Below are 12,324 nucleotides of genomic sequence, written 5' to 3' on the forward strand. Positions count from 1 at the left end.
AGCTCCGCGAGTTCTGACTTTGCTTTCCATCGGCACTGAAGGGGCTGCGGCGCGCGGGCTCAATATTGGCACGACCTTCTTTGTGCTAATGGCAATCGGCGTTTGGTTGGTTTCAGTGTCGATTACCTCAGTGGGCGTGATCAGCTTTATCGGCTTGATTGCTCCGAACATCGCTAGGCATCTAGGTTTTCTAAAGGCTAAATCTGAACTCATCGCGAGTTGTGTATTAGGTGCGCTATTACTTTGTGTCACCGACAGCTTGGCGATCTTCTTGGCGCAATGGTCTTTGGACATGATTCCAACAGGGACGGCAACCGCAGTGATTGGTGCTCCTGCGTTGATCATTATTGCGAGAAAGCAAATGTCTGCTCAAGATCAGTTGTTTTTCTCAATGCCTAAAGGGCCAAAGTCTATTTCATCTTTGGCTTACTTCTTGTTCGGCTCGATGATCTTCGGGTTGTTGGCGTTGAGTACATTGTCACAGCCTTCTTCTGATATGAGCTACTTTGTTATCCCAGACGCATTTGAATGGTCTATTCGTTGGCCGAGAATGTTAACTGCGATATTCGCTGGTGGCGGTTTGGCGGTGGCTGGTGTGATTTTACAAAGACTGGTCTACAACCCGCTCGCAAGCCCAGACATTCTTGGTGTGTCCGCAGGTGCGGTTCTAGCTTTGATTTTCAGCAGCTTGTTTATGGGATATTCGATTCACTCATTGAGTCCTTGGATTGCTTTCTTAGGCAGTGCGATTGCACTGTGTTTATTGCTATTCCTTGGCAAGAAGCATCAGTTTGCACCTTCGATCTTGATTCTCACAGGTATTTCATTAACCGCAGTTTTGGAAGCTTTGGTGCAATTCTCTTTAACGCGAGTGGGTGAGGGGAAATACACTTTATTGGCTTGGTTAGCAGGGTCTACCTATCGTGTTGAACCTGATTCAGCAATGATTATGGCCATAGTGATAACGGCTTGTATTGGTGTGGCTCTGCTGTTGAGTCGTTGGGTGACCTTAATTGCGACTGGACGACAGTTCGCGAGTGCCAGAGGGTTGAATATCAATATCGCTTACGTGGCACTGTTGTGTATTGTTGCGATCTTATGCTCGGTCGTGACAACCACCATGGGGCCTGTCGCTTTTGTTGGCTTGTTAGCTCCGCATATCGCTGCAATGGTGGGGGCTCGTTTGGTTCGAGATCAGATCATCTTGTCGTTTTTAATTGGTGCTGCACTCATGCTATTCGCAGACTGGTTAGGGCAAGTGGTGGTATTCCCAGCTCAACTCGCTGCAGGGACGTTAGTTTCCATTATTGGTGGTAGCTACTTCATCTTCTTGTTATTGAAATCTCGAAGAACATAGCTTCTCCCAAAACTGAGAGTCCTTGACTATCAAAGCTATTGGTATTCAAAACTACTGGTAATCAAAGCTATTGGCGAAAAAGATACGAATGAAAAGCAGTGAATGGAGCGATCCATCACTGCTTTTTTTATTGATGTCGTTTGTGTAAGGGGGCGGTGTTAAGCAACACAGGTCTCGCTTCTTAATGTGCAAGTTTGGCATATGTTAATAAAATGTATAACCTAAAGGTCTGACCACTTATAAGGTAGCCACCATGCCAAACCTCGATCGTATTACTTGTTCTATCGATGAAAACCAAATTGCGACGGTTGTGTTGAATCGACCCGATAAGCTCAATGCTATTGATATGGCGATGTTTGAAGCCGTTAATGACATGATAAGTGAGCTCAAGAAGAACAGAGATATTCGAGCTGTTATTGTTAAAGGCAGTGGTTCAGATTTTTGTTCTGGTTTAGATGTTAAATCGTTATTGAACAGTAAAGTAGGGGCGATGAAGCTCTTGTTCAAATGGTTACCGACATTACCCAATGCTGCGCAGCGCTTTTCGCTTGGTTGGCGAGAGATCCCATGTCCTGTTATTTTTGCGATTCATGGTCGTTGTTGGGGAGGCGGCCTTCAATTAGCCAGTGGTGGTGATTTTAGGGTGGCCAGCCCAGACGCGACCTTCTCTATATTGGAAGCGAAATGGGGTTTGATTCCAGATATGGGAGGCGCCATCGCATTTCGAGAGTTAATGCGTAAAGATCACACCTTAGAAATGGCGATGACCGCTAAAGAGATCGACTGTGAAAAAGCAAAAGACTATGGGTTGGTAACCAAGATTGCCGAAGACCCTTATGCTGAAGCTTATGCATTGGCACTTGAGTGTGCGAATCGGTCGCCAGATGTTGTCGCTGCTAATAAGAAACTCTACAACAAGACTTGGTGGTCAAGTCCTGGCATGGCCGTGTTCTACGAGACTTGGTATCAGATAAAGGTAGGGTTAGGCAAGAATAGAGCAATCGCTGCTCAACGTGAAATTCATCGAGACAAGCCACGTCCATACGTCGCGAGAAAGTTCAAATAGCGTTTGTACAGGAATAACGGATATTCCATTTGTTTATGGGGCTTTGCGGTAACCTTAGAGCAATTTAATGTCTAAGGCTAAATGAGCAATCTGATGAACAAAACTTTTACTTACTCGCTAGCTGCCACCGCAATTTTTACAAGCTTAAATGCTTTCGCAAGTGGTTTGTTTTTACAAGAAGCTATTGTCGCCAATGCCGGTACTACTGGTGCCGGTGACGGTGTTTATACTCGTTCGGCTGCGGCGATGTGGACCAACCCAGCCACTATGTCTCATATGGGCGAAAGCAAAACCACGATCAATACCATGGCGTTTGATCTTGAGATGCAATATCAAGACAACGGCGACAAGCAAGATGGTAAAGCTCATTCGGTCATGCCTTCATTTGGCGCCTTCCACGCGCATCAAGTCACAGACAAATTACACCTTGGTATCGCGCTTGGCGCTGTTGGTGGTTCTAGCCTCGATTACGGCAGTGAATGGGCAGGCGCCGCCCTGCTAGAAGATATCACTCTCACCGCAATGCAAGTGAACCCGTCACTAAGCTACCAACTGAATGACCAGTGGTCGGTTGGTGCCGGTATCCAGTTAAGTTGGGCTGCGTTACAACAGTCATCCTCTGTTTTTACAGCAAAGCAAGACACTGACTGGGCTTATGGTTATAACCTAGGTGTAATGTTTACGCCGTCGGATAAACTTAAGTTGGGTGCTAGCTATCGGTCAAAGCTTGAGCACGAGTTTAATAATGAGTTAAGAGGGGTAGAAGATTTTTCTAACTCTCTAGCTATGGATCTTGCTTTGCCAGAGATCGTTGATATCAGCGCTAGTTACGCACTTAACCCAAAGCTCGACTTATTGGCTAGTGTGCAATTACATCGTTGGAGTGAGTGGGATACAACAGTTCTTGATTTTGGTGTTGCTGGAAGCACAATTAGTGGTGTTCCACTTGAACGCGATTGGGACGACGTGTGGAAGTTTGCGGTTGGTGCTGACTATCAATTGAATTCAGACTGGCGTTTAAAAGCCGGCTTCTCTTACGAAACCTCGCCACAAGACGATCCATCAATGCAGTGGGTTGATCTACCGGTAGGGGAGCAATACCGTTACTCAGTAGGTGCATCAACGTATTGGGATGATATCTTGATCGATGTGTTCTACGAATACGCTGATTTAGGATCAGTTGACATGAATCGTAATCTAGCCAATACACCGATTACATTGGTTAACGGTTCTTTCGACGGCCGTATCCACTTTGTTGGGGTTAGTGCGACCTTCTGATGACATTACGTAATCTATTACTTGTTGCTACGGCAACGTTCGGATCGATGGGTGCTTTTGCTGAAGAGAAGCACCCTGACGATCCGACTAAAATCGTGACCAAAGCGGGCGTTGCTTATAACGAAGATTTGCAGTTCTCAGGCTCTATTGGTTTAGATGAAGCGCGAATGATCAATGCTCGTGTCAATGCGGACGGAGAAGAGTGGCGATTAGGCGGTTCATGGCTGTTGCCGATGGGTATCGTGAACTTCAACTTTAGCCGTTCTGAATATGACAACGATGCTTATAAGAACAACTACAGTATTGGCACATTTATACCACTGAGCTATTTCGATATTGAGCCGTTCGGTTGGCAAATCTTCCCTATGGCTGGTTACAGCTATAATGACGGCGAAGTAGCTGTTTTCGATGACGATAACGTTGGTTCTGACTATGTATTGATGCCGAGCTCAACACACGGTGGCTACATTGGTGCGTTTGGTTTAAAAACGATTACTGATGAATGGTCTATCATGGGCTTCGGTGGTGGTTCGATGGGGTCTGATGATTATTCAGGGTATTGGGCTGGCGTCGGTGCAAGCTACAAATTGAGTGATGCTCAATCATTCAACTTTTTCACTATTTTTGCTGAGGACGATTTCGGTGAAAATAACAGTGTTGGTGCATCTTACACCTATGAGTTTAAATAGCTGTTAGCAGGCAGCAATTCGCAGGTGGACACCTCTCGTAAGAACCATTGACTTAGTCCAGATTAAATTGAACAAAGTCGCTTATTAAAACTGAGCGACTTTCTTTTATTCTATTTCCCAATCTTTTTTATCTCTTTCTGCTGCTTTCTATCTCTTTCTCATGTGAGAGTACTGCTCTCTTAATCTAGATTAAGTTTTCCTCGCCTTATTCTCTGTACTATCCGCATAAATCAACGCCCATTCAGTAATGGACAAAAGAGAGTCACTTTGTGAATAAGAAGTGGTTCTCTTTTGTCTTTTAAAATGGGCAAACATAATAAAGATTTAATGAGGATAAGACTTGAGCACTTTGTTTACAGAAACCCGCATCGGCACCATGACATTGAAGAACCGCCTTATGCGAAGTGCAACGTGGGAAAATATGGCCACCGAAGATGGGCATATGACAGATAAACTGTACGCTATCTATGAAGAGTTGGCTCAAGGTGAAGTCGGCCTGATCGTAACGGGTTACGCGAACATCGTTGAAGAAGAAAAGCCAAATGCGGGCATGATGGGGATGTATAACGACTCATTCATTGAAGAGTATCAAAAGCTGACTCAACTGGTGCACGACAACGACTCTAAAATCGTGATGCAACTGGCTTATGGTGGCACCAAAACCACTCATGATCTTGGCGAGCGAGTAATCTACGCACCAAGTGAGGTTCCAGAAAAAGGAACTCAAACTCTAGGCAAAGCGATGACCAAAGACGAGATCGACTACATTGTTGATGCGTTTGCTCAAGCATCTTTGAGAGCACAAAAATCAGGTTTTGATGGTGTTGAAATTCATGCCGCTCACACTTACCTGATTAATCAGTTCTTAAGCCCTTACTACAACCAACGTGAAGATGAGTACGGCGGTAGTTTAGAAAACCGCATGAGATTCTTGTTAGAGATCTATACCGCGACGCGCAAGCTGGTGGGCGACGACTTCCCAATTTTAGTTAAGCTCACGGCCTCTGAATTCTTTGACGGTGGTGTTACCTTCGATGAAACACGTCTCGTGTGCAAAAAATTAGAAGAAATGGGTGTTGATGGCATCGTGGTGTCAGGCAACATCCATGGTAAAGCCGACACCATGATTGGCGAGTCGCACGATGGATTCATCATTCAAGCTGAAGGTTATTTTCACGAATATGGTCATGCTATCAGCCAAGACGTTAATATTCCGGTGATCACGGTTGGCGGCCTAACGGATTTCGATGCCATTGAAGCCATCGCAAATAACACGGGCATTGAATACTTCGCGCTTTCAAGACCGCTGCTTTCTGAACCACATTTAGTTAAGCGTTGGAAGGAAGGGGATAGAAGCCCTGTTGAATGCGAACGATGCTCTAAGTGTCGTACTAAGCGCGGTAACTTCTGCGTGGTGAATAAAGACAGAAAAGTACAGCTTGCTCGCATGTAATCGCTGAACCCAGCTCCAAGCGAGAGCCGAAGTTTATAGCTGAGTCTAAGTTTGAGCCTGTGTAATCGCGCAGGCTCTTGTTTATTCCGTATTCCACGAAACGAAATTTGAAACCTTATTAATCACATCTTCCTGTCAAATTGGCGCGATTAAACAGATACACTACGTCTGTAAATTATCCCACCAAGTTATCGATAACAAGCTGAGCAAAACTTTGAAATTACTTCCTCTTCTTAAGCAACCTCGAATCCACTGACGTCTCTTTAGTTTTAGCGACTTTGCTATGATTTAAGCGTGATACTCACTATTCATCCCAGTGAACCCTGTGTTTGTGGGGCGTTAGTTTGTGTACCTTGAATTTGCATCGTCGAACATTTTGATATTGAAACGAATAAAACTAAATAGATCATTCAGAGGTAAAAATGCAAAAGAAGCATTGGTCCAAATTCGAGTTGCTGCATGAAGTCGTAACCAACCCCAATATTCACGTAAAAGGTCAACACAGTTATTACAGCGATTGCTGGGATAACGGCTTTGAACAATCGGTAGTGCGCTATTTACACGGCGACGAAGTCAGCCGCCAGTGGGAGCCTCGATGGAAAATCGACGAGCTTTATATCGGCGACTATGTCTGTATTGGCGCAGAGGTTGTGATTTTAATGGGCGGCAACCATACACACAGAGTCGATTGGTTTTCACTGTATCCATTTATGGATGTCATCGACGACGCCTACATTGGCAAAGGCGATACTCACATTGAAGATGGGGTTTGGTTAGGCATGAGAGCGATGGTGATGCCCGGTGTGACGATTGGCGAAGGCGCTGTAGTTGCAGCGAATAGTGTGGTGACTAAAGACGTCGCTCCATACAGCATTGTCGGTGGTTCTCCAGCTAAAGTCGTCAAATACCGCTTTGATGAGTCCGTTATTGACGAACTCATTTCATTCAAAATATACGAGTGGCCCTCAGATAAATTTGAAGCGCTGAAACCGTATTTATGTAACTCAGACTTTTCAAAGCTAAAGCAGGCGATAACGGATTACGACAATTGTTTGTAAGGAGCGCTTGTAACGAGCATTTGTAAGGAGCGTTTTTAAGGTACAGGTATAGCCACAGATTTGTGTAGAAAGATCTGTGTCATATTTATATTGAAAAACACGTTAAATCAGTCCGTTACCTTGCAATACTCAACATGGTGTACCAATCTTATTTCATAAGCATGGATAAGGATTGTGTATGCCCGCAAGTTCAATGAAAAACAAAGGGGTGGTGGGGAAAGTCCTACTGCCTTCTTTACTCATAAATCTTCTCTCTCTCGCCGTTCCGTTAACGGTTTTACAAATTTACGATCGTATTTTACCTAACCAAAGTTACGGTACTGCCACTTTGTTGTTGGCGGGTGCAGCGTTGGCTGTTGCCATGGAAGCATTAATCCGGTTTGTGCGTACTTGGCTTTTGTCAGCCGCGGCCAGCAATACCGAGAAAGCGACCTATCAAACTTTGGTTGAAAGAGTAACAACGGCTTCATCAGGCCATCTCCGCCACATTGGTGTTGGCGGCGTGGAAGAGGGGCTTGGTTCTGTATCCAAAGTCAAAGATTGGTATTCCGGTGGTGTGATTGCAGGCTTTATTGATTTGCCTTTTGCCTTGATCTTCTTGGGCTTGGTGGCTTACATCGGCGGTGAGCTGGTAGCGATACCTTTGGCAGTTTGGCTGATTACTCTTGGAATCGTTTGGCTATCTTCTATTCGCGTTAAAAGCTTAAGTGAAGAGGCTTCCCAAGATGAGCAGGAGCGAAAAGCGTTCTTGATTTTACTGAGCCAAACCATTCAGGGAATCAAACGCCAGGCCGTTGAGTCTCGAATCTTCAATCAGTTTAAATCCCTCAATAACGTTCGCTCTCAGTCTAAAGCGAGAGAAGAAGAACAGAACGCCTTTGCCCAAGAATGTATTCAGCTTGCCGCATTAGCCACGTCAGTTTTACTCGTAATTACGGGGAGCTTGTGGGTGTTGGATGGTCAGTTAACTACTGGTGGCTTGGCGGCATGTTCTATCTTATCTGGCAGAGCGGTTGCACCTTTAAGTGCTTTAGTGGGAGTTCGAATCAAGCTTAATTCAATACACAGTGCCAATCAGGCAATAGAAAAATTGAGTGACTTATCATTATCGGAATCTTCAGATTCTGAGCAAATTGAGAACCACTTATCTGACTTTGAGACGTTGGAAATTAAGCAAGCGACCGTTGAAAGATACGGTGAACTCTCTCATGCAGATGTCACACTGAATAAAGGTGAGTTGGTATTGTTAGAGAGTGAGGATCGCCACACTAACAGTCATTTATTGTCGTCGATTGCAGGTATTGATGATCTAAAAGCGGGGGAGTGCTTCATTAACGGAGCTGCCGTTTCAATCGCATCGGTAACCAACATTGCAGCCTACTGTGGCGTTAAAGGACAACTGGTGTCGGGGACCATTCTTGATAACTTGTGTGGCTTTGACCCTGAGAAAACGCAAAGTGCCAGTGACTATGCTAAGCGTTTGGGTTTAACCAAGGAAATCACTCGATTACCCGATGGACTAGAGACACAAATTGGCCATACGAGTGCTTCTTTGTTGAGTATGGGTAACGTGAAAATGCTCAATATCGCGGCTCAATTGGCAAGTGATAAACCCATAATTATGTTGGAAAGGCCGGATTCTTCACTTGATTTAGACGCCCTTGGGAATCTAGCTAAGGTATTGGAAGAAGAAGTAACGGCAGGACGCACGATACTGATGGTGAGCTACCATTCGAAGCTTCGCGAATTGGCTAATCGAATCATTACAGTGGAAAGTCGAGCTATTACGGTCGACAGCGAGAGCAATCAGGAGGCCGTCGTATGAATCGTTTAGATATTGGTAACCCTTCAGGTACGAACAACCGTGCAGATACCAGCGGTCGACAAGAGGTGATGAACCATTTAGAAACCGAGAGCCTTTCCGTTCTTAAGCAGTTGGAAGTTAATGCTAATATCCAGTTGTTCGCACATCAATGGGTCGATGAAAATGGCATTGAATCAATCGACGATATGTTTGCCTTGTTCGACAGGCTTGCACTGCCTTATCGCTTGGTTGCCAACCTAGATGACGTTGGTGAACATAAATTGGTCTTGCTGGTGCTTGGTGAAAATGAGCTTGTCTCTGGTCATTTAGAATCCAAACAATTTGTTGCCTTTAATGCCAATGACGACATCACCGATGTCCCTCAGTTTTGCATCGTTATCGAAGGTCCACCACTAGAGAAGGCTTCTCCTGATTGGGTTGGCGAACGGCTACATGCGTTTCGCCCCATTATTCCTAAATTGCTGCTAGTCAGTTTTATCACTAACTTATTTGCGCTTGCCGTTCCTTTCATCACGATGTCGATTTATGACCATGTGATTGGCGGTGATGCAGGGCATGAGCTGCAAGGTATCGCCATTGGCGCAGCGTTGTTGTTTGTGATGATGGGTTGGTTGAGAACATTACGTAGCCGAGTGTTTGCTTCAGTTTCCAACCGAGTAAGTCGTGAGATCTCTCAATCCCTCGTGCAGCGTCTGCTTCGTAATAGCTATGCTCAAAATCAGCAAACAGCTTCTTCTAGTCAGCAAAACCAAGTGATGTTGTCAGAGCGTATTTCAGGTGTGCTATCGGGGCCATTAGGAAATGCGTTATTTGACCTACCATTCATTCTTATTTTTGTACTTGCGATAGGTGTTTTAGGCGGATGGTTGGTACTGGTTCCAGTCGTCTCTTTAATTCTTTATTACTTGCTAGCAAAACGCTCGATACGCTCTAGCAGCAAGCGCTCGATGCAATCGACAGTGGCAGGTACGAATCGTCAAAACATGACTAATGAGCTGTCATCCAAGCTTGCCTTTATTCGCAGTGCTGGATTCTCAGAGCACTGGATTCAACGTTTCAAAAAGGCCAATCTTCTTGCTTCAACAGTGACCTTTAATCAATCGGTTCTCCAGAGTCGGTACACCTCGATTTACTACTTCATTGGTGTGGGGTCGACACTCGCCGTGATGGGGTTAGGAATAGGACTTATTTTTGAACAAGTGATGACCCCTGGTGGTTTGATTGCTTCAATGATGTTGATATCTAAAGTAACGGGTCCTGCTCAGGTGTTGGCAAACAGTGCGATGCGTTTTAATAGCTTTAATCAATCCAAGCTGCAAGTGAACCGTATTTTGTCTCAGCCGTCTGAGCGTGAATTCAGTTACCAGCATCACCCGTTACCTGTGGTAGCGCCTAACTTGAAATTAGACCAAGTGACACTGCGCTATCCCAAACAGAGTCGCCCTGCCTTGAATGGTGTGAGTTTTGATATTGAAGCCGGTGAAATTGTCGCGATTACCGGCCCTTCTGGGAGCGGTAAATCAACATTAATTGAAGTGCTGTCTGGCTTGCAGCCTATCCAAAACGGCATGGTTGAGCTTGAAGGCGTTAACCTCGTTCAATACGATCCGCAGCTTTATCGCCACTGGTGTTTCATTCGAGCCGCATATCCTGATTTGCTTACGCTGAGTATTCGAGAGTGGCTAAACGACGGTCACAAAGTCGAAGATCAGAAAATGATCTCTGCAATTGAAATGGTCGGCGGAAAGCGTTGGTTCGAGACATTATCAGGTGGGCTCGATACTTCCATCAGTAGTATTCAGCCGGACAGCCTTTTTGACATGTTGTCTGGCAGCGTCGCGCAGATCCTCATTGATGCAAAAGCGCTGGTTTATGACTACCCAATGTTCTTAATGGATAATCCTGTGCCTGATGCTCACCCAAATGCTAAACGTATATTTGGTGAGTTTGTGCAGTCGAAAAAAGGAAAAGCAACGGTGATCTACACGTCCCACGATCCGGATTTAATCAAGCTTGCCGATAAAGTGGTGGTATTAAATGAAGGTGCAGTGGTTTATGCCGGTCCATTAGAGCCGGAGCAGTCTTCGAAGCAGGAACAGCCTTCAGAGCCTCAAGCTTCTCAAGAACCGCAGTTATCTGAGCAACCGTTATCTCAAGAGCTACAGTCGTCAACTCAAGAGGCGTCTGCTCAACAAAATGCAGCCCAACAAGAACAATCAGAGTCTGAGCAAGGAGTAGCTAATGACTAAACAATCTATCGAGAAGGGCAAGCGCTACGGTGAACTTGTTGAATCACAAAATACGGCTCGTACATTGGCGCTGGCCACATGGTCGGTTGCCTTATGTGTTATTGCTTTTGCCACTTGGTCTGTAGTCACTCAAGTTGATGAAATCGCCAAAGCCAAAGGTGCTGTGATTCCAGAAGGCGAGAAGCAAGTATTACAAAGCGCGATTGGCGGGAAGTTAAAGCAAATTCTCGTTAAAGAAGGGCAGTTGGTTGAGAAAGGCCAGCCGCTTGTTGAGTTTGATGCCACTTTCCAGCGTACCGCCCTTGAAGAGCTAAAGTCCCAACAAGTGACGCTTCTAGCCAGTGTGGAACGTATGAATGCGCTGCTTGAGCAACGTGAGCCTAACCTTGCTGAGTTTGAGGTCGATTACCCAGAGATCGTCAGCCAACAAAAAGCGCAGCTGAACGCGCAAAAAGCCCTCTACTACCAAAAGCGTGTGGTGCTTGAGAAAGAGAGCGAGCAAATTGCAGAGCAGCTTCGTAGCGTAGAAAAGGCCTTGCCGAGTTATGAGAAAGAGTTAAATGCGACTAAGCAAGAGTTGAACATACTGGAGAAGGGTTATAAAGCGGGTAACATTTCACGTTTACGTGTGCTTGAAATGCGACAAAAATTGGCCAGTATCGAACAGAAAATCGAAGAAGCTCGTGGTAAGAAGTCGGTATTGATTAGACAAGCTGACAGTAATGACCAAAAAATCATACAGCTTCTGGCGGAGGCGAAAGCTAAAGTGAGCGATGATCGTTCTAAAGCAGTCTCTGACTTGTCAGCCCTGAACGCCAGAGTACGTTCAAGCCAAGCTAAATTGACCAACACCATGTTGGTGTCACCGCTACAAGGCTTGGTGCAAAGTCTGCCAAGCACGCAAAACGGTGGTGTTATTCAGCCAGGTGGCACTGTGGTTGAAATCGTTCCTGTTGGTGGGAAAGCCGACTTTAAAGCGCGTTTGTCACCAAGAGATATTGGTTTTGTGAGTGTAGGGCAGCCGACTCGTATCAAGATTGATGCGTTTGATTACAGCCGCTTTGGGGCGCTAAAAGGGGCGGTGGAGAGTATTTCACCGACCACAAGTCAAAGTGAACGCGGTGAAATCTATTATGAAGTCGTCGTCTCGGTGGATGTTCCCTATTTCCGTGATAATCCGGAGAGCTTTTCTATCTTGCCAGGTATGACGGGCGAGGTAGATATTACAACCGGTGAGAAGTCCGTTTTCCAGTATTTATGGAAACCGATCTACACCAATGTCAGTGTCGCATTTGGTGAAAGGTAATCGTTATATAGAGTGTTGAGAGTAAACGAATAACAACAGCAAA

At 45.3% G+C, this 12,324-nt stretch carries 9 protein-coding genes; all 9 read left to right on the forward strand.

Annotated elements, in window-relative coordinates:
* On the forward strand, window positions 1-1,357 hold a 1,357-nt coding region (locus AACR09_RS15195; protein ID WP_228010653.1), incomplete at its 5' end, for an iron ABC transporter permease.
* A 253-nt stretch (window positions 1,358-1,610) separates the two neighbouring features.
* Complete coding sequence (locus AACR09_RS15200) at window positions 1,611-2,423, forward strand: crotonase/enoyl-CoA hydratase family protein (protein WP_193835314.1); 813 nt, start codon at window positions 1,611-1,613, stop codon at window positions 2,421-2,423.
* 93 nt (window positions 2,424-2,516) lie between these two features.
* Window positions 2,517-3,701 (forward strand): OmpP1/FadL family transporter, encoded by a 1,185-nt coding sequence (locus tag AACR09_RS15205; RefSeq protein ID WP_193835315.1) that lies wholly within the window; start codon window positions 2,517-2,519, stop codon window positions 3,699-3,701.
* Window positions 3,701-4,390, forward strand: a complete 690-nt coding sequence (locus AACR09_RS15210; RefSeq protein ID WP_017086420.1) for a hypothetical protein — start codon at window positions 3,701-3,703, stop codon at window positions 4,388-4,390. The genes AACR09_RS15205 and AACR09_RS15210 overlap by 1 nt, the downstream gene beginning before the upstream one ends.
* A gap of 340 nt (window positions 4,391-4,730) precedes the next feature.
* Window positions 4,731-5,843: an NADH:flavin oxidoreductase gene (locus tag AACR09_RS15215; RefSeq protein WP_193835316.1), complete on the forward strand. Its 1,113-nt coding sequence runs from the start codon at window positions 4,731-4,733 to the stop codon at window positions 5,841-5,843.
* A 422-nt stretch (window positions 5,844-6,265) separates the two neighbouring features.
* Window positions 6,266-6,901, forward strand: a complete 636-nt coding sequence (locus AACR09_RS15220; RefSeq protein ID WP_017098440.1) for a CatB-related O-acetyltransferase — start codon at window positions 6,266-6,268, stop codon at window positions 6,899-6,901.
* Between the two features lie 178 nt (window positions 6,902-7,079).
* Window positions 7,080-8,726, forward strand: coding sequence for an ABC transporter transmembrane domain-containing protein (locus tag AACR09_RS15225; protein ID WP_193835317.1), 1,647 nt, complete (start codon window positions 7,080-7,082; stop codon window positions 8,724-8,726).
* Window positions 8,723-10,975, forward strand: a complete 2,253-nt coding sequence (locus AACR09_RS15230) for an ABC transporter transmembrane domain-containing protein (RefSeq protein WP_193835318.1) — start codon at window positions 8,723-8,725, stop codon at window positions 10,973-10,975. Before AACR09_RS15225 ends, AACR09_RS15230 begins: the two co-directional genes overlap by 4 nt.
* Window positions 10,968-12,281, forward strand: a complete 1,314-nt coding sequence (locus AACR09_RS15235; protein WP_193835319.1) for an HlyD family type I secretion periplasmic adaptor subunit — start codon at window positions 10,968-10,970, stop codon at window positions 12,279-12,281. Before AACR09_RS15230 ends, AACR09_RS15235 begins: the two co-directional genes overlap by 8 nt.
* The last annotated feature ends 43 nt before the right edge of the window (window positions 12,282-12,324 follow it).

Source organism: Vibrio sp. OPT20 (assembly GCF_963889365.1).
GTDB lineage: Bacteria > Pseudomonadota > Gammaproteobacteria > Enterobacterales > Vibrionaceae > Vibrio > Vibrio splendidus.

What these genes read in the sequence shown, in the direction of transcription:
- AACR09_RS15235 (WP_193835319.1), top strand. Translation starts at nt 10,968, where the DNA reads ATGACTAAACAATCTATCGAGAAGGGCAAGCGCTACGGTGAACTTGTT.
- AACR09_RS15225 (WP_193835317.1), top strand. Translation starts at nt 7,080, where the DNA reads ATGCCCGCAAGTTCAATGAAAAACAAAGGGGTGGTGGGGAAAGTCCTA.
- AACR09_RS15210 (WP_017086420.1), top strand. Translation starts at nt 3,701, where the DNA reads ATGACATTACGTAATCTATTACTTGTTGCTACGGCAACGTTCGGATCG.
- AACR09_RS15200 (WP_193835314.1), top strand. Translation starts at nt 1,611, where the DNA reads ATGCCAAACCTCGATCGTATTACTTGTTCTATCGATGAAAACCAAATT.
- AACR09_RS15205 (WP_193835315.1), top strand. Translation starts at nt 2,517, where the DNA reads ATGAACAAAACTTTTACTTACTCGCTAGCTGCCACCGCAATTTTTACA.
- AACR09_RS15220 (WP_017098440.1), top strand. Translation starts at nt 6,266, where the DNA reads ATGCAAAAGAAGCATTGGTCCAAATTCGAGTTGCTGCATGAAGTCGTA.
- AACR09_RS15230 (WP_193835318.1), top strand. Translation starts at nt 8,723, where the DNA reads ATGAATCGTTTAGATATTGGTAACCCTTCAGGTACGAACAACCGTGCA.